A 21867-nucleotide genomic window follows, 5' to 3' on the forward strand; every position below is an offset into this window, starting at 1 on the left:
TGCGGCACCGACATGAGCAGGCGTAAAGCCCCTCGATGCATGGGTACCACAGCGATCGAAGCCGAATAGAAAGCCGGTCAAGATCATATGGAGAATGCTCGGATCGGGATTCCCATCCGAGCATTTTGCAATGGACAGTCAGCAGGGACCGCCTCACATGTCCGACACCACAGATCCCGCTCACCGCAGATACGGCTGGGCGCTCTACGTAGACACCCTGCTACCTCTTCTTGACGCCCTGGTTCTCTTCCTCGGTCGCGAGCCGCGTGGTGGTGGAAGGGCACAGCACGGTGGCAGCCGCCAGGACGAAGGCCAGGCCGGTCGCGAAGATGCCGTAGATCAGGTGCTTGGTGTTCTCGATCGCCTCGCCGTACATGGCGGTGACGAACTGGGTCAGCGTGCACCCGGCGAGGCAGATCATCATGGCCAGGAAGGCCCGGCGGCGCGGATTGTCCTCGCTGCGGCGCAGCCACCAGGCTCCGGCCGCCGCCGAGGGCCCGCAGGAATCCGGCGTAGAGGGCCAGCCGGTGTTCCTGGGTGCCTTCAGGCTTGCCGGCGCTGCCGGGGTAGGAGCCGAGGTTGTCCGGCCGGGAGGCGCCGAAGTCGTCCAGCCCGCCGTCGGCGATCCGGAGCGCGACGCCCGGGTGCTTGGCCAGGTAAGTGCCGATGTTGGCGTAGGTGATGCGGTCCTTCACCTCGGGCCAGCGCGGATCCTTCTGGGGCGCCTTCTCGCCCCACCAGTTCAGCCCGGCGTACTGGCCGAAGCCGGCGGGGAGGCCGAGCTCGACGGCGCCCTTGGCCGGGTCGGGGCTCTTGCCCGTGATCCCGACGAAGATCATTTCGGTCCGGTTGATCTCCTTGAACGCCTCCATCTGGAACACCAGCGTGTGCGTGCCCGCCGCTCCGATCACCAGTGCGCCCGCGAGGGGGAGCACCCGGGCGGAGAAGCGGCCGGCGAGCCGGCCGACCGGCACCTTGGAGAAGAGGAGGAGCGCCAGGAGGGGGACGGCCATGGTGAGGGCCTGCATCTTGGAGCCGACCAGGGTGACCGACCCAACGGTGAACAGCAGCAGCCCGCCGAGCCTGGCCCGGGGCGAATCGCCGAGGTGGACCGCGCCGACCGCGGCGAACAGCAGCCCGGCCAGCCCGGCCAGCTCACTGAACGGCGAGGCCGCGTACCCCGCCACCACCGAGTCCCCGCCACCAGGAACAGCGCGCCGCAGACCAGGAGGCGCAGCATGAGCGGGCCCCGCAGCGCGACGGCGAAGACCGCGAAGGCCAGCCCCACGAGGGCGCACCAGAGCAGCGCCTGGGCCCGGAGGTCGAGCGCACCGGGATAGCCGAGCAGGTGGCTCAGCGGGCGGGCCGGCATGGGCATCCACTTGCCAGCGCCCGGATAGGTGTTCTCGGAGGTGCACGCCTCCGGCTTGGCCTGGTCATACCGGAAGTTCGCGTAGTGGAACCACCACCAGGACCCCTTGTCGAGGTGGACGGAGGTGTCGAGGGCGCACATCCGGGACGGGCCGTCACCGTAGTCCGCCATCCCGATCGGGCCGCCGTGGAAGATCCGGACGGCCGCCGCGAGGCCGACCAGCGGCCCGAACGAACACTACCGCCCGATTTGTCCCGCTATTCGCACATGCGCTCTCTGCTCACTCACCGGCACATTTTAGTCCACCTTTACCCAGCGTCCACCTCGCCGCTGGCTGCGGGGATAACCCGTTCCCCGTACGCGTCGATGACGGCCTCCCGGGCGTCGTGCATGTCGTAGACCGCGAACTGGTCGACGCCCAGGTCGCGCAGCGCCCGCAGCTTCTCGATGTGGGCCTCGGCCGGGCCCAGGATGCAGAAGCGGTCCACGATCTCGTCCGGGACGAAGTCGGCGGACGGGTTGCCGGCGCGGCCGTGGTGGCTGTAGTCGTAGCCCTGGCGGGCCTTGATGTACTCGGTGAGGGCATCCGGGACCATGCCCGAGTGCTCCCCGTAGCGGGAGACCAGGTCGGCGACGTGGTTGCCGACCATCCCGCCGAACCAGCGGCACTGCTCACGGGCATGGGCCAGGGCGGCCGGGGAATCATCGGCCGTGACGTACGCCGGGGCGGCGACGCAGATGGTGATGGATGACGGGTCGCGGCCGGCCTCGGCGGCAGCCTGGCGGACGGCCTTGACCATCCACTCCGTGAGGAACGGGTCGGCCAGCTGGAGGATGAAGCCGTCGGCCTTCTGGCCGGTCAGGGCGAGGGCCTTCGGTCCGTACGCCGCCATCCAGACGGGGAGTCTGCCCTCCTTGATCCAGGGGATGCGGATCGGGTTGCCGTCCACGACCGCCTCGCGGCCCTCGGCCAGGTCTCGGATGACCTCGATGGCCTCGCCCAGGCGGGCCAGGGTGTTGGGGGCGCGGCCGGCGACGCGCATCGCCGAGTCGCCGCGGCCGATGCCGCAGACGGTGCGGTTGCCGTACATGTCGTTGAGGGTGGCGAAGGTGGAGGCGGTGACCTCCCAGGTGCGGGTGCCCGGGTTGGTGACCATCGGGCCGACGTGGAGCTTGCGGGTGTTGGCGAGGATCTGGCTGTAGATGACGAACGGCTCCTGCCACAGCACCGCCGAGTCGAAGGTCCAGCCGTAGCGGAAGCCGTTGCGCTCCGCGCGCTTCATGAGGCTGACGACCTGGGAGGCGGGCGGGTCGGTCTGCAGGACGAGGCCGAAGTCCATACGTCGCTCCTTGCTGGGGAGTACGGGCGCCGGGGCGTGCGGGCCCCGGCACCGCCTAGAGGTACTGGCAGGTGGAGCGGGGGACGAAGGCTCCGTGGCCGGCCCGGCCGGTGAACTCCCGGCGTTCGATGACGAGTTCGCCGCGCGAGAGGACCGTGTCGACGCGCCCGGTGATCCGCCTGCCCTCGTACGCCGAGTAGTCCACGTTCATGTGGTGCGTCTCGGCGGAGATGACCTGCTCGGCGTGCGGATCGTAGAGGACGATGTCGGCGTCGGAGCCGGGCGCGATGGTGCCCTTCTGCGGGTAGAGGCCGAACATCCGGGCCGGTGTCGCGCAGGCGATCTCGATCCAGCGGCGGCGGGTGATGTGCCCGTCCAGGACCGCCTGGTGCAGGAGGTCCATGCGGTTCTCGACGCCGGGGAGACCGTTGGGGATCTTGGAGAAGTCGCCCCGGCCGAGCTCCTTCTGGCCTCGGAAGCAGAAGGGGCAGTGGTCGGTGGAAACGACCTGGAGGTCGTTCGTCCGCAGGCCCCGCCACAGCGCCGCCTGGTGCTCGCGCGGGCGCAGCGGGGTGGAGCAGACGTACTTGGCGCCCTGGAAGTCCGGTTCCGCCAGGTTGTCGGTGGACAGGAACAGGTACTGGGGGCAGGTCTCGCCGAAGACCGGCAGCCCCTTGTCCCGGGCGGCGGCCAGTTCCGCCACCGCCTCTTCGGCCGACACGTGGACCACGTAGAGGGGGGAGCCGGCGACCCTCGCGAGCTGGATCGCCCGGTGGGTGGCCTCCGCCTCCAGGAGCACCTTGCGGACCTCGCCGTGGTGGCGCGGATCGGTCTCCCCGCGTGCCAGGGCCTGCTCGACGAGGACGTCGATCGCGATGCCGTTCTCGGCGTGCATCATGATCAGCCCGCCGTTGCCGGAGGCCCGCTGCATCGCGCGCAGGATCTGCCCGTCGTCGCTGTAGAAGACGCCGGGATAGGCCATGAAGAGCTTGAAGGAGGTGACTCCCTCCCCGACGAGGAGGTCCATCTCCTTCAGGGTGCCCTCGTTGACGTCCGAGAGGATCATGTGGAAGGCGTAGTCGACGGCGCACTGGCCGTCGGCCTTGTCGTACCAGGTGTCGAGGCCCTCGCGCAGGGAGCGCCCCACGCTCTGCACGGCGAAGTCGACGATGGTGGTGGTGCCTCCCCAGGCGGCGGCGCGGGTGCCGGTCTCGAAGGTGTCCGAGGCCGCCGTGCCGCCGAAGGGGAGTTCCATGTGGGTGTGCGCGTCGACCCCGCCGGGGATGACGTACTTCCCGCTCGCGTCGATCGTGCGGTCGGCCGTCCAGGCCCGGGCCGCCGCCGAGCCGTGCGCGGCGAGGGCCGCCACCCGGCCGTCCTCGATCAGGACGTCCGCGTGGAGCTCGTCGGCGGCGGTGACGACCAGGCCGCCGCTGATCAGCGTACGGATGCTCATGTGCGTCCCCCTACTGGATGCTGCGCAGCGCCTGTTCGAGGATCTCGGCGCCCTCTTCCGCCTCGGCGACGGTGAGGGAGAGCGGCGGCGCGATGCGCAGCACGCTGGTGTCGTGCCCGCCGCCCTTGCCGAGGAGCAGCCCGCGTTCCCGGGCGGCCTCCAGGACGGCGGCCGCCGCCTGCGGGTCGGCCTGGTCGGTTCCGGGCTTCGTCAGTTCGATGCCGGCCATCAGGCCCCGGCCGCGGACCTCCCGTACGGCGGGAACGGAGGCGGTGACGGCGCGCAGCCGCTCCAGGAGCAGGCCGCCGACGCGGCGGGCGTTGCCCTGGAGGTCGTGGTCGAGCAGGTAGGCGAGGTTGGCGAGGCCGGCCGCCATGGTGACCGGGGAGCCGCCGAAGGTGGAGATGGAGTTGGAGTCGAGGCAGTTCATCACCTCGGCGCGGGCCACGACACCGCCGATGGACATGCCGTTGCCGATGCCCTTGGCGAAGGTGAGGACGTCCGGCGGGCCGTTCTGGGCGTGGGCCTGCCAGCCCCAGAAGTTGTCGCCGGTGCGGCCCCAGCCGGTCTGCACCTCGTCGCTGATCCAGAGGATGCCGTGCCGGTCGAGGACCTGGCGGAAGGCGGCGTACAGGCCGTCGGGCGGGGAGGTGAAGCCTCCGACGCCCTGGACCGGTTCGGCGATGAGCGCGGCCACTCCCCCGCGCGCCTGGCCCAGTACGTCTTCCAGGTCCGCGACGGCCGCGGCGGTGAAGGCGGCGTCGTCGAGGTGGGCGAAGGGGCCTCGGGTGCGGACCGCGCCGTGGACGTAGTAGGTCTGGAGCGGGGAGAGGCTGGTCGGGGACCAGCCCCGGTTGCCGGTGATCGAGACGGTGGAGAAGGACCTGCCGTGGTAGCTGTTGCGCATCGCCAGGATCTGGTTGGAGCGGCGGTACGTCGTGGCGAGCAGCAGGGCGGTGTCGTTGGCCTCGGTGCCGGAGGTGGTGAAGAAGACCCGGGCGTCGGGGATGCCGGACAGGGCGGCGACCCGTTCCGCCAGCTCGATCATGGGCCGGTTGAGGTACAGGGTGGAGGAGTGGATGATCCGCCCGGCCTGTTCGGCGACGGCCTTGGTGACCTCGGGCAGGGCGTGCGCGGTCATCGTGGTGAGGATGCCGCCGAAGAAGTCGAGGTAGCGGTTGCCGTCCGCGTCCCAGACGTGGCGGCCCTCGCCGTGGGTGAGCTCGATGGGGCGGTCGTAGTAGAGCGCGAGCCAGTCGGGCAGGACGGTGCGGTGGCGGCTGTGCAGCGGGATGGGGTTGGTCACGGCTGGACGAGTCCTCCGTAGGCGTCGGGACGGCGGTCGCGGTAGAAGGCCCACTGGTCGCGGACCTCCTTGATCAGGTCGAAGTCCAGGTCGCGGACGAGGAGTTCCTCCTCCTTGTCGCTGGCGACCTCGCCGACGAACTGTCCGCGCGGGTCGACGAAGTAGCTGGTTCCGTAGAAGTCGTTGTCCCCGTACTCCTCCTGGCCGACGCGGTTGATGGCGGCGACGAAGTACTCGTTGGCGACGGCGGAGGCGGGCTGTTCCAGCTGCCACAGGTACGCCGACAGGCCGCGCGAGGTGGCGGAGGGGTTGTAGACCAGCTGGGCGCCGCCCAGGCCGAGCTGGCGCCAGCCCTCGGGGAAGTGGCGGTCGTAGCAGATGTAGACGCCGACCTTGCCGACGGCGGTGTCGAACACCGGCCAGCCGAGGTTGCCGGGGCGGAAGTAGAACTTCTCCCAGAAGCCCTTGACCTGGGGGATGTGGTGCTTGCGGTACTTGCCGAGGTAGCTGCCGTCGGCGTCGATGACGGCGGCGGTGTTGTAGTAGAAGCCCTCGCTCTCCAGCTCGAAGACCGGGACGACGATCACCATGCCGGTCTCGCGGGCCAGGTCCTGCATCCGGCGGACGGTGGGGCCGTCGGGGACCGGTTCGGCCCAGCGGTAGTGCTCGGGCTCCTGGACCTGGCAGAAGTAGGGGGCGTTGAACACCTCCTGGAATCCGATGATCTTCGCGCCCTGGGCCGCGGCCCGACGGGCGTGCTCCTCGTGCTTGGCGATCATCGACTCGGTGTCTCCGGTCCAGGTGGCCTGGACGAGTGCGGCGCGGACGACTTGGGCCATGAGCTGCTCCTCGCGACGGGAACGCCGACTTCTACGCACGTAGACGGTGTGCGTAGGGAGTCGAAGGTAGGCCCCGTCACAGCGCGGGGCAAGACCACCTTGCGCGGTTGGAGTAGTCGATCAAGTTACGTCGCCCCGTGGTCGATTGCGGTCAGCAGACGGGCGGTTCAAGCCACCGGGATCCCGGCCACCCGCAGGGCGTGCGCCAGGTCGCGGTGGCGCGTGGCGGACTGGGCGCGGGCCGCGCGCAGCAGCCGGGGGGCGAACCAGTGCGGGTCCCGGCGGGCGAGGCCGGCCGCCTCCTCGGCGGTGCGCAGCCGGACGAACGCGGCCAGCAGGGCCTGGGCCTCGCGGTCCCGGCCCGCCGCGCCGAGAGCGAGCGCGGCCTCGGCCACTTCGGCGGCCGGGCGGGCCACGCCCTGGCGCAGCAGCCCGTCGCAGTCGGCCTCCCGGCCCGCCTCACCGAGGGCGGCGGCGGCCGCGGCGAGCCGGTCGGGCGGCAGCGAGGCCGCCTCCCAGAGCAGGGTGGCCCAGTCAGCGGCGAGGCCCGCGCGGCCGAGCTCGTCGGCGAGGGCGGGAAGTTCGGCGGCCGGCCAGGCGGCGGCCTCGCACAGCAGGGCGTGCGCCTCGCCGCTGCGCCCCTGGGCCCGCAGCGCGAGCAACTCGGCGGTGAACCCCCCGCGCGGCCCGCCTGCGGCACCCCCGCCGGGACTCCCCCACACGGAGACGTCGTCGGACGCGGGGTCACCCCCGGCATGAGCGGCGGCCTGGTGCGGGGGCGGGGCCGCGTGAGCGGCTGGGTGCGGGAGCGCTGCCGCGTGAGCGGCCGGGTGCGGGAGCGCTGCCGCGCGGGCGGCCGGGTGCGGGGGCGGGGCGGCATCCGGGTGGCCGGGCCGGTACGCGGGATCACCGGCGGCCGGGTGCGGGCCCGGGGCCGCTACCGCGTAGGGCGCGGCCGGGTGCGGGCCCGGGGCCGCTGCCGCGTAGGAGGCGGGCGCGGCCGGGTGGCTCAGCCGGGGCCCGGCACCGCCGGCAGCCGGATGCGGAGCCTGGGCGGCGGCCGGGTACGCGGGATCACCGGCGGCCTGATACGGGCCCGGGGCCGCTGACGCGTAGGTGGCGGCGGGCGCGGCCGGGGGGCTCGGCCTGGGCTCGGGACCGGCGGCGGCCGGGTGGGGCTGCGGGGCGGCGGCCCGGGGCGGGGGCGCGGCCGGGGTCGGGGGCTGTGGGGGTGGGGCCAGGCGGGCGAAGCGGGCGCCGCGCGGGGGCGGGACGGGGAGCTCCGGGACGGTGGCGGCGGACCCGGGCGGCGGGGCGTCCCCCGCGCCCGCGTACCGGGCTCCCCCGGCGCGCCGGGCCCCGCGCAGCCACCGGCCGCCCTCCGGCTGCGCCGGAACGGCGGGCAGCGGCTCCGGCTCCGGCTCCGGCAGAGGCTGCGACCCCGGCGGCTCCGGCCACGGCCACGACCCCGGTCCGGGCCGAGAACCCTGCCGAGGCTGCGACCCCGGCGGCTCCGGCCACGGCCCCGGCTCCGAGCGCGGCCGCGAATCCGGCGGCAAGGCGGCCAGCCGGGCCGCCAGGTCCGCGTGCCGCGCGGCGGCCCGCGCCGCGTCGTCCCGGGTCCAGGCCAGCTCCCGGTCGAGGGCGGCGGCCTCCGCCGGGTCCGCGGTGCCGGCGAGCCGGGCCGTCAGGGTCCGCAGGGCCTCCTCCAGCGCGGCCCGCTGCGCCTCCGCCGTGGCGAGCAGGCTCCGCAACTCCCACGGCCCGCCCGCCTGGGCGTCCCACGCGGCGACGGCCGCCGCCCGCAGCGCGGCCGCGTACCGGGCCTCGTCCGCCGCCCCGCCCTGCTCCCCCGGCAGGTCGCCGAGCAGGGATTCCAGTACGTCCCAGGGCGGGACCGCCACGCCGTCGAGACAGGCGCGCATCCCCTCCGGGTCCCGCCGCAGGAACTCCCCGTACCAGCCGGCTCCGGGATCGAGTCGCTGCGTCAGCCCCCGCAGGTAGTCCGTGAGTTGCCCGATCACCAGCGCAGTCGGCGTCTCCATGCACGCATTGCATCCCACCCGTGTTACGGGCGGGCTACGGACATCTCAAACCTTGACGGCGAACCCGCGTCCACCGCGCTCCCGCCCGCCGTGAGGACGGCGCCGGCCGGCGCCGGGGCCAGGGCGGAGGTCCGCCCCGCGGGGGTGGAGCAGGCGGCGGCCAGCAGGCCGGCCGCGAGGAGGGCGCCGAGGAGGGCGAGACCGAGGCGTTTCGTCGCGTTCATCACTGACACGCCCGTACGTCTGCCCCCGGGCGGGCCCTTCCACCGCGTTTTGGGCCGTCCGGCGGCCGGACACGCCCGCGAAGGAGCCCACCGGCGGCCGCGCGACCGGCCCCACCCGGGCCGGGCCGCGCCGCGCCGAGGCGCACCGGGACCGAGCGTCAGGCCGGCACGAGCGCGCAGCGCCGCACGACCTCGTCCAGGGAGAGTCCGAGCACGCCGGCGAGGGCGGCGACCGTGAAGAAGGCCGGCGTGGGCGCACGGCCCGTCTCGATCTTGCGCAGCGTCTCGGCGGAGAGCCCGGCGCCGGCCGCGACCTCGACCATGCTGCGGCCGGCGCGCGCCTCGCGCAGCAGGGCGCCCAGGCGCTCGCCGCGCTCGCGCTCTTCGGGTGTCAGGGGGGTACGGACCATGCCCCCATCCTACCCCGCACGCCAATAACTATCCCGGTAAACAAATACCGGTATAGTTATTGGCATGGTGCAACTGAAGACGGACAGATCGATCGACGAGATGCGCGCCGCCGGCCGGGTGGTCGCGCAGGCCCTGGCAGCCGTGCGCGGCGCCGCCCGGGTGGGGGTCTCCCTGCTGGAGCTGGACGCCACCGCCCGCGCGGTGCTGCGCGAGGCGGGCGCCGCCTCCCCCTTCCTCGGCTACCGGCCGCACTTCGCGCCCGTGCCCTTCCCGGCGGTGGTGTGCGCCTCGGTCAACGACGCCATCGTCCACGGCATCCCCGGCGCGTACCGGCTGAGCGACGGCGACCTGGTCAGCATCGACTGCGGGGCGAAGCTGCGCGGCTGGTGCGGGGACGCGGCCGTCAGCTTCACCGTCGGCCGCCCCCGCCCCGAGGACCTGCGACTCGTCGAGACCGCCGAGAGGGCCCTGGCGGCCGGCATCGCCGCCGCCGTGCCCGGCAACCGGATCGGCGACATCGCCCACGCCATCGGCACCGTCTGCCGCTCCGCCGGGTACGGCGTTCCCGAGGGCTTCGGCGGCCACGGCATCGGCCGCGGTATGCACGAGGACCCGGGCGTCCCCAACGAGGGCCCGCCGGGGCGCGGCATGAAGCTGCGCCCCGGCATGGTCCTCGCCATCGAGCCGATGCTGATCGCGGGCGGGACGGACGACTACGTCTGCGACCCCGACGGCTGGACCCTGCGCACCACCGACGGCTCCCGCGCCGCGCACGCCGAGCACACGGTCGCGATCACCACCCGCGGCCCGAGGATCCTCACCGCCCTCTAGTGCGGCTGCCGCCGACCGCCGCTACGGCCTGCCCTGCGGCCGTACGACCATCGCCGAACCGCCGCCCCGGCGGCTGGTCTCGGCGGCGGCCAGCCAGCGGCCGTCCGGCAGGCGCTGGACGCCGGTGGCGGCGCCGATCTCCGGGTTCTGCCGGAAGGCCTGGCCCAGGCCCTCCAGCTCGGTGCGCAGCTGGCTGTTCCACAGGCCCGGCTCCAGCTCGGTGGTGGTCTGGTTGCGCTGGCTGGCGCGCGGCGCGGCGATGGCGTCCACCAGCGGCAGGCCCCGGTCCAGATGGCCGGTCAGGGTCTGCAGGACGGTGGTGATGATGGTGGCGCCGCCCGGGGAGCCGACCGCGAGGACCGGGCGGCCGTGCTCCAGGACGATGGTCGGGGACATGGACGAGCGCGGGCGCTTGCCCGGGCCGGGCAGGTTCGGGTCGGGCACCCCGGGGGCGGCCGGCGCGAAGGAGAAGTCGGTCAGCTCGTTGTTGAGCAGGAAGCCCCGGCCGGGAACGGTGATGGCGCTGCCGCCCGTGGACTCGATGGTCAGGGTGTAGGACACCACGTTGCCCCAGCGGTCGGCGACCGTGAGGTGGGTGGTGTTCTCCCCCTCGTAGGTGGTGGGGGCGGCCTCGCCCGTGGTGGCGCAGGGGACGGGGTTGCGGGGGTCGCCGGGGGCCAGCGGGCTGGTCAGCGTACGGTCGGGCTCGATGAGGCAGGCGCGCGAGTCCGCGAACCGCTGCGAGAGCAGCTCGCGCGTGGGGACGGGCTGGGCGGCCGGGTCGCCGACCCAGCGGCCCCGGTCGGCGAAGGCGATCCGGGAGGCCTCGATGTACCGGTGCAGGTACTGCGTCTGGGACAGCTCCGACAGGTCGGTGCGCTCCAGGATGTTGAGCGCCTCGCCGACGGTGGTGCCGCCGGAGGAGGACGGGGCCATGCTGTACACGTCCAGGCCCCGGTAGCTCACCTGGGTCGGGGCCTGCCGCTTGGTCGCGTACGCGCGCAGGTCGTCGGTGGTCAGGTCACCGGGGCGGACCTTGCGGGTGGCGGCCGGGTCGACGGGGGGCTTGCGGACGGTGTTGACGATGTCCTCGGCGATGGGGCCCCGGTAGAGCGCGCCGGTGCCCTTGCGGGCGAGTTCGGCGTAGGTGGCCGCGAGGTCGGGGTTCTTGAACGTGGAACCGACGACGGGCAGTCGGCCGCCCGGCAGGAAGAGTTCGCGGGTGGCGGGGAAGTCCTTGAAGCGGTCCTGGTTCGCCTCGGTCTGGGCGCGGAAGGTGCTGTCGACCGTGAAGCCGTCCCGGGCCAGTTTCTCGGCCGGGCGCAGCAGGTGGGCGAGGGGGCGGCTGCCCCAGGCGTCGAGGGCGCTCTTCCAGGTGGCGGGCGTGCCGGGGACGCCGACCGACCGGCCGCTGGTCTGGCCCTCGGCGAAGGGGATGGGTACGCCGTTCTCCTGGAAGAGGGTCTCGGTGGCCGTGGCGGGCGCGGTCTCGCGGCCGTCGATGGTGTGCACGCGGCGCGAGCGGGCGTCGTAGTAGACGAAGTAGCCGCCCCCGCCGATCCCGGCGGAGTACGGCTCGGTGACCCCGAGCGCGGCGGCGGCGGCGACCGCGGCGTCCACGGCGTTTCCGCCGGAGCGCAGTACGGCGATGCCGGCCGCGGAGGCGTCGGCGTCGACGGTGGCGACGGCCCCGCCGTAGCCCGTGGCGACGGGCACCTTGGGCGGGACGGGGGTCTGCTGCGGCGGGGCGGCGGCCCCGGTGGAGACGAGCGCCCCGGCGAGGGCTGCGAACGCTAACTGACGTGCTGCGGAAGCGCGCATCCGGTTCCTCCAGTCGACTGCCTGTCAGACCTAGGATCGGCAGCCTAACTTCACGGGACGCGCCGCGTCAGGAAGGCGGTGCGGCGGCTACCATCCGCCGCATGAACGACGACGTCCGCAACATCGTGCTCGGGGTGGTGGCGACCGCCGTCAGCGGCGGTTTCGGCTGGTTCACCCGAACGTACCTGTGGCGCCGGGCGCTGCGCCGCAAGCAGGCCTTCTTCGGGCTGCCGGCCGGTTCGGACTGCCTGTTCGTGGTCAACCGCCAGATGGGCGGCACGGAGAACTCGCTGCACCGCAACGACGCCTTCGCGCTGCTGGAGATATCCGCCCTGATAAAGGACTGCGGGGCGACGGTGCAGGTCGTCACCCACGAGGCGCGGCAGGGCTTCGGCGAGCGCGCCGAGTTCTGCGTCGGCGGGCCCGCTTCGAACTCCCGCACCGTGGCCCACCTGCACTCGCTGCTCCCCGGGGTACGGGTCGACCAGTCCACCGAATCCGGTCCGGACCGGGGGTCGATCGCCGTCGGCGGGAACACGTACCGCTGGGAGCCGGGCCTGGCCGAGTACGTGCTGCTGGCCCGGCTGACCACGGGGCCGGGCACGCGGCCGGTCTTCCTGCTGTCCGGGCAGACCTCCAACAGCAACCGGGCGGCGGCCCGTTACCTGGCGCGGAACCACGAGGAGCTGGCCCGCAAGTACCGGCGGGAGTCCTTCTGCCTCGTGCTGAAGGTGGTCAACTCCGACGCCTACGGGCCGGACGTGACGGAGCTGGTCGCGGACGTCACCGGGGCGGCCCGGACACCCGCAGCGGCAGCCGCGTGAGGCCGTTGATGAAGTTGGACACCAGCCGGCGGGGCGGGCCGGCGAGTTCGGGAGCGGGCATGGAGGCGCGCCACTCCTCGTAGAGGGTGCGCAGCTGGAGCCGGGCGAAGTGGGCGCCGAGGCAGACGTGGGGGCCGTCGCCGAAGGAGACGTGGGGGTTCGGGGAGCGGGCGGGGTCGAGCCGGTGCGGGTCGGGGAAGACGCGTTCGTCGTGGTTGGCGGAGGCGTGGAAGACCACCACCTTGTCCCCGGCGCGGATCCGGGTGCCGGCGAGTTCGGTGTCGCGGGCTGCGGTGCGGCGGAAGCTGAGCACCGGCGGGTGGACGCGCAGGAGTTCCTCGACGGCCCGGTCGGGCGGGGCGCTGCCGTCGGCGAAGCACTGCCAGGCGTCGGGGTGGCGGGCCAGGGCGAGGAGGCCGCCGGGCGCGGCGCCGCGCACGGTGTCGTTGCCGGCGACGGTCAGCAGGAAGAAGAACATCTCCAGCTCGGCGGGGGCCAGTCCGGCCTGTGCGAGCGCGGTCATCACGTCGTCCCCGGGATGCTTCCGCTTGTACGCGGCCAGTTCGCGGGCGTAGCCGAACATCTCGCCGAGCAGGGCCGGGGAGCGCGGGTTGAGGGGTCTGCCGTCGGGGCCGATGAGGGGGGCCGGGGCGTCCTCGGGGTCCTGGTAGCCGATGACGCGTACGGTCCACTCCAGCAGCAGGCCCCGGTCGGCGGGCGGCACGCCCAGCAGGTCGGTGAGGTTGAGCAGGGCGTACTCGTCGGTGACGGTCCGCACGATGTCGGCGGCGCCGTCCTCGGCGCGGTCCCGGGCGGCGGCGAGGAGGGTGCGGGCGCGCTCCCGGGCCCGGCCCGCGAAGGCGTCGACGCGGGCGGGGGTGAAGGCGCGTGAGACCAGGCGGCGCAGCCGTCCGTGGCCGGGAGGGTCCTGGTTGAGCATGGTGCTGCGCAGGAACGGCAGGTCGGCGGGGTCGGGGTCGCGGATCTGGGTGGCGCCGAGCCACGAGGAGTACGTGGCGTGGTCGCGCAGGACGCGGACGACGTCGGCGTGCCGGGTGACGGCCCAGAAGCCGGGCCCCGCGGGCCAGCCCTGGACCTCGGGCTCCTCCTGCCAGGCCACGGGATGCCGGTCGCGCAGCAGCCGGTAGCGCTCGTGGGGGACCGCCTCGGCGTAGACGCGGGGGTCGAAGACGTCGGGGATGCCGGTGGGCCGGGCGGCGCTGTCCATGGTCCACACGGTGGCGGGAGGCCGGGGCCGCCGCAAGAGGCCGTCGGCCGCACGCGGGCCCTACCCCCGCGGGCCCTTCGCGGGGACGGGCGCGCGGGACCTGTGCGGGCCCGGCCCGGGTGGGCGCGGGCGGGCCCGGCCCGGGATGGGCGCGGGCGGGCCCGGCCCGGGATGGGCGCGGGCGGGCCCGGCCCGGGATGGGCGCGGGGCGGGCTCGGCCCGGGATGGGCGCGGGCGGGCCCGGCCCGGGATGGGCGCGGGGCGGGCTCGGAACCCTGTGCGGGCCCGCCCCGGGGACCCGCGCCGGGCCCATCCGGGGGGCCACACCGGGCCCGCCCCGGGGCGCGCGCCGACGGTCCTTCAGCCCTCCCCGTCCTCCCCGTCCTCCCCGCCGCCGTGGCCCACCGCGTCGCAGCGGGCCGCCTCCAGGGCGGTGTCGGTGCCGCGCAGCACCGCGTCGAAGGCCGGGGCGAGGGTGGACAGGGTGCTGCACACGAGCTGGCGGCGGGCCACCGGGTCGAGGTCCGCCACGGGGAAGGGGAGCCGTGCCTCCACCCGGTCGCGGGCCGTGAATCCGACGCCGATCTCGCCGAGTCCCCGCTCGTCGAGCGGGGGCAGCCGGGTGCCCAGGCCGGCTTCCAGCTCCGGGGCGCCGGGGCCGCTCAGGAGTCCCGCCAGGCTGCCCCGGGGGCCGTCGCGGGTGTGCTCGGGCTGGGGAGAGGGGACCAGCCGTCCCTCGGGGGTGACGAAGTAGGCCATGGACGTGCGGGCGGGCGCGGCGACGACGACCTTGGCGGCGGCGCCGCTCTCCACGACCCCGGTGGGCTTGATCCCGCAGCCGGTGAGCAGCAGGGCCGGACCGAGCAGGGCGGCGGCCGCCGCGCGCGTCCGCGTACGGCCGGTCCGCGTAAGGCGGTTCCGCGTACCACGGTTCCGCGTACGGATCATGCGGTGGCCTCCAGGGGCATGTCGAGGGTGAACACCGCTCCCCCGCCGGGGGCGTTGGCCGCGCTGAGGACGCCGCCGTGCAGCCGGACGTTCTCCAGGGTGATGGCGAGTCCGAGGCCGCTGCCGGCGGAGCGGGTGCGGGCCGCGTCGGCCTTGAAGAACCGGTCGAAGATGTGCGGCAGCACCTCCTCGGCGATGCCCGGACCGCTGTCGGCGACCTCCAGCAGCAGCCGCTCCCCGCCAGGGTGCTCCTCGGTGCGGACGGCGATCCGTACGGGTGCCTCGCCGTGGCGCAGCGCGTTGCCGACCAGGTTGGCCAGGACCACGTCGAAGCGGCGCGGGTCCAGCCGGGCGCGGACCCCTTCGGGCAGCTCGGCGGTGACGCGTCCGTCGCCGTCCCAGTGGCGGCGCTCCAGGGTCTTGCCCACGGCTTCGGCGATGTCCACCTCGTCGAGGTTGAGTTCGGCGGCGCGGGCGTCGAAGCGGGAGATCTCCATCAGGTCCTCGACGAGGACGGCGAGTTTGCCGGTCTCGGCGCTGATCAGCCGCAGGGCCTTGGCGGTGTCGGGGTCGAGCCCGCCGGCGTCCTCGTCGAGGACCTCGGTGACGGCGAGCATCCCGGCGAGCGGGGTGCGCAGTTCGTGGGAGACGTCGGCGGCGAAGCGGCGTGCCCTGGCCTCCGCCTCGCGCAGTTCGGCCACGGACTCCTCCAGAGCGCCGGCGGTCTCGTTGAAGGTGCGGGCGAGGCCGGCGAGTTCGTCGCTCCCCTTGACCTCGATGCGCGTGTCGAGGTGGCCCCGGCCCAGGTTCTGTGCGGCGCGCCGCATGTCCCGTACGGGGCGCAGGACGCTGCGCGCGGCGAGCAGGGCGGGGACGAGGGCGATGGCCAGGCCCGGGACCGCGCCCTGCTTGGCGGCCTCGACCATGGCGTCGACGGTCTGCTGTTCGCTGGTCAGCGGCATGACGGCGTAGACGGTGACCCCGGTGGGCTCCCGGTTGCCGCCCCGCACGTAGACGGCGGGCATGCCGATGGTGAGGTAGGGCTCGCCGTGGGCGTCCTCCACGCGCTGGAAGGCGGCGTGCGGGTTCGCGGCGACCTGTTCGCGCAGCTTCCGGGTGAGGAGGGCGGAGGTGGTGGGGGTGCCGTTGGAGGAGACGCGCAGGGTGCCGTACTCCCCGTAGACCACCCAGGAGTGCGGTTTGCCGCGCTTGCCCAGGTCGTTGACGAGGCGCTGGAGCTGCTGGCGGTCCATGGGCAGGCTCATGCCCTGGCCCTCCAGCTGGTCGCGCAGGGTACTGACGGCGGTGTCCTGGCTCTGGGTGAGGACGGCCCTGCGCGCCTGCCGGTAGGTGAGCGCGGCCGTGCTGACCGCGCAGATCGTGGCGACCAGCAGGAACGCCGCGATCAGCCGGGTGCGCAGACCGAAGGGGGCGATGCGGGAGCGTGCGGGTCCGGAGGGCACGGCCTAGAGGGGGCCGAAGCGGTAGCCGAAACCCCGCACGGTCTGTATGTAGCGGGGGTGGCGGGCGGGGTCCTCGACCTTGTTGCGCAGCCGGCGTACGCAGGCGTCCACGAGGCGGGCGTCGGCGTGGTAGCTGTGCTCCCACACGTACTCCAGCAGCTGCTGGCGGGAGAAGACCTGCTCGGGCGAGGCCGACAGGTGGAGCAGGAGTTTGATCTCGCTGGGTGCGAGGGGGACCCGTTCGCCGTTCTTGGCGACGGTCAGTCCTGCGCGGTCGATGGCGAGTTCGCCGTGGTGTTCCACGCCGGGCCGGCCGCCCGGGTCGCCCAGGCGGCGCAGCACGGCCTTGATGCGGGCCTCGATGATCTCGGTGCGGACGGGTTTGACGACGTAGTCGTCGGCGCCGGCCTCCAGCCCGACGACGATGTCGAAGTCGTCGCCGCGGGCGGTGAGCATGATGACCGGGACCTGGCTGGTCTCCCGGATCCGGCGGCAGACCTGTACGCCGTTGATCCCGGGCAGCATCAGGTCCAGCAGCACCAGCTCGGGGCGGAAGCCGGCGATGAGGGCGAGGCCCTCCTCGCCCGTGGCGGCGGCGCTCACCTCGTGGCCCCGGCGGCGCAGACCGAGGCCGACTCCTTCCCGGATGGAAGGGTCGTCCTCGATCAGCAGTACGCGTGGCATCCGGCCAGTATTCCAGGGTGATTCATGTGCTTTCCTCCCGCTACCGTCCGACCTTCCGGCGCAGGGAGTCCAGCAGGTCGGTGATCTCCGCCAGGCGCAGCGGCCGGGCGAGGAGTACGACGACCAGGGCGAGCGCCGCGGTTCCCGCCCCGGCGGCCGCGAAGGCTCCGAGGCCGTCGGCGGCGCGGGCGGCCGCGTACCCGGCGCCGGCGGCGGGCAGGCAGGCGGCGAGGAGCCTCAGGTGGGTGGAGAAAGCGGTGGTACGGGTCCCGCGGCGCGGGCCGAGCCGCCGGGCGAGGGTGTACCCGGTGACGGCGGCGCCCGCGAGGAAGGCGAGGGAGGTCGCGGCGGCCATGCCGGTGACGGCCCAGCGGGCGGGCAGCAGCAGGTAGGCGGCGTAGGACAGCGCGGCGTTGACGGCGACGATGACCAGGTTGAGGAAGAAGGGGGTGCGGGTGTCGGAGAGGGCGTAGAAGCCGCGCGCGAGCACGTACTGGGCGGAGTAGGCGACCAGGCCGGGGGCGAAGGCGATGAGCATGCCCGCCATGGCCCCGACCTCGGCGGTGGTGACGTCCCCGTACCCGGCGACGCAGTCCATCACCCAGGGGGCCAGCGCGGCGAAGAGGGCCGCGGCGGGGAGGACGAGGGCGGCGCTGGAGCGCAGCGCGTACGAGACGTCCTCGCGGACGGCGGTGAGGTCCCCGTCGGCGGCGGCGGAGCTCATCCGGGGCATCAGGGCGGTGACCAGGGAGACGGTGATGATGCCCTGGGGAACGATCCACAGCTGGTAGGCGCTGCTGTAGGCGGCGTAGCCGAAGCCGCCGGGGCGGTGTCCGACGGTGGTGGAGAGCACCGTCACCACCCAGTAGGCGAACTGGTTGGTGAGGACGAGCATGACCAGCCAGCCCGCGTTGCGCAGGGGGCGGGTGAGGCCGCTGCCGCGCCAGTCGAAGCGGGGGCGCCAGCGGAAGCGGGCGGCGCGCAGCGAGGGGATGAGGGCGAGGGCCTGGATGACGATCCCGGCGGTGGTGCCGATGCCCAGCAGCCGGGTGTCGGCGGCGCTGAGGCCGTCGCGGCCGCCGTGGGAGGCGAGGAGGAAGAGGCCGAAGACTCCGATGATGACGACGTTGTTGAGGACGGGGGTCCACATCATGGCGCCGAACCGGCCGCGGGCGTTCAGCACTTGCCCGAGCAGGGTGAAGAGTCCGTAGAAGAAGATCTGCGGCAGGCAGAAGCGGGCCAGCGCGACGACGGTGCTCCGCTCGCCGTCCGTGTACTCGGCGGGGGTGTACGCGCCGACGATCAGCGGGGCGGCGAGGACGGCGACGGCGGTGAGCACGAGCAGGGCCACGGTGCAGGCGGTCAGCAGCCGGTCGGTGTACGCGGCCCCGCCGTCGCGGTGTTCCCTGGCGGCGCGTACCAGCTCGGGGACGAAGACGGCGTTGAGCGCGCCGCCGATCAGCAGCATGTAGATGATGTTCGGGACGGTGTTGGCGACGGCGTAGCTGTCCCCGAGGATCCCGGCGCCCAGTGCGGCGAGGACCACGGCGGAGCGGACGAAGCCGAGGGCGCGGGAGACGACGGAGCCGGCCGCCATCAGCGCGCCGCTGCGCAGCACCGAGGTCTTGGCGGGGGGCGCGGCGGGAGCGGGGTCGGCCGCGGAGGTGCCGCCGGCCGCCGCGGGGGCGCCGCCTGCGGTCGCGGGGATCCCGCCGGCCGTCGCGGGCGGGCCCGTTGGTGTGGGTGCCGCGCCGCTGGTGGGTCCGTACATCTGGGTGTTTCCCTTCGCCTTGCCGAAGGGGGAGGGTAACCCGGTCCGCCGGGCGGCCCGTCACCGGGCGGGCGGTCGAATTCCGCCTCCGGTAGGGCCTTTCGGCCTGCCGGCGGCGCCGAAGGTCCCTTTTCCGCCAGCTGGACGCGGTTGCCGGAGAATTCCGGCGGGCCGGTTTTCGGCGGGCGGGCTTTCCGGAGGGCGGGCATCGAATGTGACCGTACGGCAACAGTTCCGCTGCGGCCCGCGTCACATACACCGTCGAGAACTTTTTCCGGCGAATGCGCAACCTAATGTTGCCGCGTTCACTCCTCATATGAGGACGACCGTTGTTTCGGAGGGGTTTTCGTTGAGCCGTACACGCCGCACCGCACTTCCGCGCCGCCGCGCCCGTCACGCCGCACTGGCGGGCACCGCGCTCCTCACGCTGGCGCTGAGCGCCTGCGGGGGCGGCTCCGACGGCGGGACGGCCGGCGAGGGCAAAGCGGCGGACGCGAAGGACGCCCCGGCCATGGCCGTCTCGGTGAACCTCACGGGTGACCAGGTCAAGGCGGGCGAGCCCGTCAAGGTGACCCTGGCCGACGGCAAGTTCTCGCTGGTGAAGGTGACGGACGGCAAGGGCGGGGAGCTGCCCGGGCAGATATCCGCCGACGGCCGGACCTGGACCTCGGAGCGCAACGCGTCCCCGGGCACCGACTACAAGGTCGAGGCGCAGAACACCGCCAGCCAGAGCGCGAGCACCCAGTTCAAGACCTCGCCCGCGGACAAGGTGAACAAGGTCTCCATCAACATCCCGAAGGGCAGCACGGTGGGCGTCGCGATGCCCGTCTCGCTCGTCTTCGACAATCCGGTGAAGAACAAGGCCGAGGTCGAGAAGCAGCTGAAGGTCACCACGTCGAACAACACCGAGGGGTCCTGGGGCTGGTTCAAGGACTATTCCGGGAAGGACCGGGTCGACTGGCGGCCCAAGGAGTACTGGAAGTCCGGCACCGACGTGAAGGTCGAGATGGACCTGAACGGGGTGGACTCCGGCCCCGGCGGCGGGCTCTTCGCCCGCGATTACAACACCGAGTTCAAAATCGGCAAGGACCGCCGGATGGAGGTCAGCCTCGACACCAAGAAGATGTCGGTGACCGAGGACGGCCAGGTGGTGAAGACGATCCCCGTCTCGGCCGGTACGCCCGGCGGCCAGAAGGCCTCCTGGTCCGGGAAGATGGTGCTGATGTCGAAGGAGGGCACCATCCGGATGGATTCCCAGACGGTGGGCCTGGGTGACTCCTACGACAAGATGGTCGACTACTCGATGCGGCTGACCTGGTCGGGCATGTACGCGCACGCCGCGCCGTGGAACGCCGCCAACTTCGGCCGCGCCAACAGCAGTTCCGGCTGCGTGGGGATGAGCGACGCCGACGCGAAGTCCTTCTACGAGCGGGTGCAGGTCGGCGACCCCTTCGAGGTGGTCGGCAGCGGCTCCAAGGGCAACGCCGACCTCGGCAACGGGTACGGCGAGTGGAACCTCTCCTGGGACCAGTGGAAGGCCAAGAGCGCCCTGGCCGGCGGCGGCACCCAGCAGGGCTGACCGCACGGCGGGCCGCCGTCACCTCCTCAATTGTTACCGCTACGTAACTTACTCATGGGTTACCTCCGGTAAGCCCTTCCCGTTACCGTCGGGTCACTTTCGGACACCGGCGCACGCGAGGAGCGATCGATGAGGACCCGCCCCACCACCGCAGCGGCCGTGGCCGCACTGCTCGCGGCCGCCGCCCTGGGCCTGGCCCCCCACCAGGCCCAGGCGGCCCCCGCCGCGACCACGTCGCTCACGGACGCCTCGTCCCAGGTGCGCTTCCACGACATCCCCGGCTCCGGCGGCATCACCCTCAAGGGCAACGTCTTCACCCCGGCCGGCACCGAGCCCGGCCGGAATCACCCCCTGATCGTGCTCCCCACCAGCTGGGGCATGCCGCAGATCGAATACATCGCCCAGGCCAAGCAGCTCGCCGACTCCGGCTACGTCGTGGTCAGTTACACCTCGCGGGGCTTCTGGCTCTCCGGCGGGCAGATCGAGACAGCCGGTCCGGCCGACATCGCCGACGTCTCCGCCGTCATCGACTGGGCCCTCGCCCACACCCCCGCCGACCCCGGCCGCATCGGCCTCGGCGGGGTCTCGTACGGCGCCGGCATCAGCCTGCTGGCCTCCGCGCACGACCCGCGCGTCAAGGCCGTGGTCGCCCTCAGCGGCTGGGCCGACCTGATCGAGTCCATCTACTCCGGCCGCACCCAGCACCTCCAGGCCGCCGGGATGCTCGGCGCCGCCGGCCACCTCACCGGCCGCCCGGGACCCGAACTCCAGCAGGTCCTCGGGGACTTCCTCGGCTCGAAGCTGGAGAACGAGCAGGCCATGATCGAGTGGGGGAGGAAACGCTCCGCCTCCGCGCAGGTGGACCGGATCAACGCCAACGGCGCCGCGATCATGCTGGGCAACGCCTGGGGCGACACCATCTTCCCGCCCAACCAGTACGCGGCCTTCTTCGAGAAGCTCACCGGCCCCAAGCGCCTGGAGTTCCGCCCCGGCGACCACGCCACCGCCGAGGCCGGCGGCCTGCTCGGCCTGCCCAACGACACCTGGACCAACGCCCACCGCTGGTTCGACCGCTACCTCAAGGGCGAGCGCAACGGCGTCGACACCGAGGCCCCGGTCCAGATCAAGTCCCGCAGCGCCGGGGGCTACGAGGGCTACGCCGACTGGAAGTCGGTCGGCTCCGGCGGCACCGAGAAGCTGCCCCTCGCCGACAGCGAGCACGTCTGGGCCAACGTCGACTCCGGCGCCAACGGCGGGATCCTCTTCCTCTCCAGCGTCCTCGACCAGTTCGCCAAGGCGCCCCCGACCGCCTCGATCCCGCTGCTCCCCCGCTCCTTCGCCGCCGTCTGGCAGTCCCCGCGCTACGAACGGGAGCGCCGGATCCGCGGCACCGTGCGCCTGCACACCACCGTCACGCCCACCAAGGGCGACGGCACCTTCGTCGCCTACCTCTACGACGTCGGCCCGCTCGGCATCGGCAAGCTCGTCAGCAACGCCCCGTACACCTTCCACGGAAAGACCCCCGGCCAGTCCTTCGGGGTCGACCTCGACCTCTTCTCCACCGCCTACGACGTGCCCGAGGGCCACCGGCTCGCGCTCGTCGTCGACACGGTCGACCCGCTCTACATCGAGCACAACCCCACCGGCGCGCAGCTGACCTTCTCCTCGCCGCGCACCGATCCCTCGTACGTCTCGGTGCCGCTGCGCGAGCAGTGATCCGCGGCT

At 73.3% G+C, this 21867-nt stretch carries 18 protein-coding genes; 4 read left to right on the plus strand and 14 right to left on the minus strand.

What is annotated here, in order from left to right; all coding sequences use genetic code 11:
* Positions 1-83: 83 nt before the first annotated feature.
* From wsfD to AC069X_RS19205, 8 genes are all read right to left on the minus strand, one after another.
* Positions 84-1187 (minus strand): glycan biosynthesis hexose transferase WsfD, encoded by a 1104-nt coding sequence (gene wsfD, locus AC069X_RS19170; protein WP_478729772.1) that lies wholly within the window; start codon positions 1185-1187, stop codon positions 84-86.
* 493 nt (positions 1188-1680) lie between these two features.
* Positions 1681-2712, minus strand: a complete 1032-nt coding sequence (locus AC069X_RS19175; RefSeq protein ID WP_478729773.1) for a TIGR03842 family LLM class F420-dependent oxidoreductase — start codon at positions 2710-2712, stop codon at positions 1681-1683.
* 55 nt (positions 2713-2767) lie between these two features.
* Complete coding sequence (gene hydA, locus AC069X_RS19180) at positions 2768-4168, minus strand: dihydropyrimidinase (protein WP_478729774.1); 1401 nt, start codon at positions 4166-4168, stop codon at positions 2768-2770.
* 10 nt (positions 4169-4178) lie between these two features.
* Positions 4179-5474 carry an aspartate aminotransferase family protein gene (locus AC069X_RS19185; protein ID WP_478729775.1) on the minus strand — a complete coding sequence of 432 codons (1296 nt, stop codon included), beginning with the start codon at positions 5472-5474 and terminating at the stop codon, positions 4179-4181.
* Positions 5471-6313 carry a nitrilase-related carbon-nitrogen hydrolase gene (locus AC069X_RS19190; protein WP_478729776.1) on the minus strand — a complete coding sequence of 281 codons (843 nt, stop codon included), beginning with the start codon at positions 6311-6313 and terminating at the stop codon, positions 5471-5473. Before AC069X_RS19190 ends, AC069X_RS19185 begins: the two co-directional genes overlap by 4 nt.
* A gap of 167 nt (positions 6314-6480) precedes the next feature.
* Positions 6481-8358 carry a hypothetical protein gene (locus tag AC069X_RS19195; protein WP_478729777.1) on the minus strand — a complete coding sequence of 626 codons (1878 nt, stop codon included), beginning with the start codon at positions 8356-8358 and terminating at the stop codon, positions 6481-6483.
* 23 nt (positions 8359-8381) lie between these two features.
* Positions 8382-8582: a hypothetical protein gene (locus AC069X_RS19200; protein WP_478729778.1), complete on the minus strand. Its 201-nt coding sequence runs from the start codon at positions 8580-8582 to the stop codon at positions 8382-8384.
* A gap of 158 nt (positions 8583-8740) precedes the next feature.
* A complete protein-coding gene (locus tag AC069X_RS19205) occupies positions 8741-8992 on the minus strand; it encodes a helix-turn-helix domain-containing protein (RefSeq protein ID WP_361603255.1) in 252 nt (83 codons plus the stop codon).
* A 64-nt stretch (positions 8993-9056) separates the two neighbouring features.
* Between AC069X_RS19205 and map the strand changes: the two genes are divergently transcribed.
* Complete coding sequence (gene map, locus AC069X_RS19210; protein WP_478729779.1) at positions 9057-9824, plus strand: type I methionyl aminopeptidase; 768 nt, start codon at positions 9057-9059, stop codon at positions 9822-9824.
* A 21-nt stretch (positions 9825-9845) separates the two neighbouring features.
* Here the strand turns inward: map and ggt are convergent, their stop codons facing one another.
* The gene (gene ggt, locus AC069X_RS19215; protein WP_478729780.1) at positions 9846-11645 is read right to left on the minus strand and encodes a gamma-glutamyltransferase; all 1800 of its coding nucleotides are present in this window, start codon (positions 11643-11645) and stop codon (positions 9846-9848) included.
* A gap of 101 nt (positions 11646-11746) precedes the next feature.
* Between ggt and AC069X_RS19220 the strand changes: the two genes are divergently transcribed.
* Positions 11747-12469 (plus strand): hypothetical protein, encoded by a 723-nt coding sequence (locus AC069X_RS19220; RefSeq protein WP_478729781.1) that lies wholly within the window; start codon positions 11747-11749, stop codon positions 12467-12469.
* On the opposite strand, the gene AC069X_RS19225 is transcribed toward AC069X_RS19220, so the two are convergent.
* The 5 genes from AC069X_RS19225 to murJ all read right to left on the minus strand — a co-directional run bounded on the left by AC069X_RS19225 (position 12429) and on the right by murJ (position 18563).
* Complete coding sequence (locus tag AC069X_RS19225; RefSeq protein WP_478729782.1) at positions 12429-13697, minus strand: cytochrome P450; 1269 nt, start codon at positions 13695-13697, stop codon at positions 12429-12431. The genes AC069X_RS19220 and AC069X_RS19225 overlap by 41 nt on opposite strands.
* A gap of 360 nt (positions 13698-14057) precedes the next feature.
* Complete coding sequence (locus tag AC069X_RS19230) at positions 14058-14645, minus strand: hypothetical protein (RefSeq protein ID WP_478729783.1); 588 nt, start codon at positions 14643-14645, stop codon at positions 14058-14060.
* Positions 14642-16108, minus strand: a complete 1467-nt coding sequence (locus AC069X_RS19235; protein ID WP_478729784.1) for an ATP-binding protein — start codon at positions 16106-16108, stop codon at positions 14642-14644. The genes AC069X_RS19230 and AC069X_RS19235 overlap by 4 nt, the downstream gene beginning before the upstream one ends.
* Positions 16109-16111: 3 nt before the next feature.
* Entirely contained in the window at positions 16112-16792 is a 681-nt protein-coding gene (locus tag AC069X_RS19240; RefSeq protein WP_478729785.1) for a response regulator, read from the minus strand.
* A gap of 40 nt (positions 16793-16832) precedes the next feature.
* Positions 16833-18563: a murein biosynthesis integral membrane protein MurJ gene (murJ, locus tag AC069X_RS19245; protein ID WP_478729786.1), complete on the minus strand. Its 1731-nt coding sequence runs from the start codon at positions 18561-18563 to the stop codon at positions 16833-16835.
* Between the two features lie 316 nt (positions 18564-18879).
* Here murJ and AC069X_RS19250 point away from each other — a divergent pair, with 316 nt between their 5' ends.
* Positions 18880-20142 carry a L,D-transpeptidase gene (locus AC069X_RS19250; protein ID WP_478729787.1) on the plus strand — a complete coding sequence of 421 codons (1263 nt, stop codon included), beginning with the start codon at positions 18880-18882 and terminating at the stop codon, positions 20140-20142.
* 129 nt (positions 20143-20271) lie between these two features.
* Positions 20272-21858 (plus strand): alpha/beta fold hydrolase, encoded by a 1587-nt coding sequence (locus AC069X_RS19255; protein WP_478729788.1) that lies wholly within the window; start codon positions 20272-20274, stop codon positions 21856-21858.
* The last annotated feature ends 9 nt before the right edge of the window (positions 21859-21867 follow it).

Source organism: Streptomyces sp. NPDC043896 (genome assembly GCF_056435605.1).

Excerpts from the sequence above, each read along its gene's own strand:
- AC069X_RS19175 (WP_478729773.1), bottom strand. The coding sequence starts at position 2,712 with ATGGACTTCGGCCTCGTCCTGCAGACCGACCCGCCCGCCTCCCAGGTC.
- hydA (WP_478729774.1), bottom strand. The coding sequence starts at position 4,168 with ATGAGCATCCGTACGCTGATCAGCGGCGGCCTGGTCGTCACCGCCGCC.
- AC069X_RS19190 (WP_478729776.1), bottom strand. The coding sequence starts at position 6,313 with ATGGCCCAAGTCGTCCGCGCCGCACTCGTCCAGGCCACCTGGACCGGA.
- AC069X_RS19195 (WP_478729777.1), bottom strand. The coding sequence starts at position 8,358 with ATGGAGACGCCGACTGCGCTGGTGATCGGGCAACTCACGGACTACCTG.
- AC069X_RS19200 (WP_478729778.1), bottom strand. The coding sequence starts at position 8,582 with ATGAACGCGACGAAACGCCTCGGTCTCGCCCTCCTCGGCGCCCTCCTC.
- AC069X_RS19205 (WP_361603255.1), bottom strand. The coding sequence starts at position 8,992 with ATGGTCCGTACCCCCCTGACACCCGAAGAGCGCGAGCGCGGCGAGCGC.
- map (WP_478729779.1), top strand. The coding sequence starts at position 9,057 with ATGGTGCAACTGAAGACGGACAGATCGATCGACGAGATGCGCGCCGCC.
- ggt (WP_478729780.1), bottom strand. The coding sequence starts at position 11,645 with ATGCGCGCTTCCGCAGCACGTCAGTTAGCGTTCGCAGCCCTCGCCGGG.
- AC069X_RS19220 (WP_478729781.1), top strand. The coding sequence starts at position 11,747 with ATGAACGACGACGTCCGCAACATCGTGCTCGGGGTGGTGGCGACCGCC.
- AC069X_RS19225 (WP_478729782.1), bottom strand. The coding sequence starts at position 13,697 with ATGGACAGCGCCGCCCGGCCCACCGGCATCCCCGACGTCTTCGACCCC.
- AC069X_RS19230 (WP_478729783.1), bottom strand. The coding sequence starts at position 14,645 with ATGATCCGTACGCGGAACCGTGGTACGCGGAACCGCCTTACGCGGACC.
- AC069X_RS19240 (WP_478729785.1), bottom strand. The coding sequence starts at position 16,792 with ATGCCACGCGTACTGCTGATCGAGGACGACCCTTCCATCCGGGAAGGA.
- murJ (WP_478729786.1), bottom strand. The coding sequence starts at position 18,563 with ATGTACGGACCCACCAGCGGCGCGGCACCCACACCAACGGGCCCGCCC.
- AC069X_RS19250 (WP_478729787.1), top strand. The coding sequence starts at position 18,880 with ATGAGGACGACCGTTGTTTCGGAGGGGTTTTCGTTGAGCCGTACACGC.
- AC069X_RS19255 (WP_478729788.1), top strand. The coding sequence starts at position 20,272 with ATGAGGACCCGCCCCACCACCGCAGCGGCCGTGGCCGCACTGCTCGCG.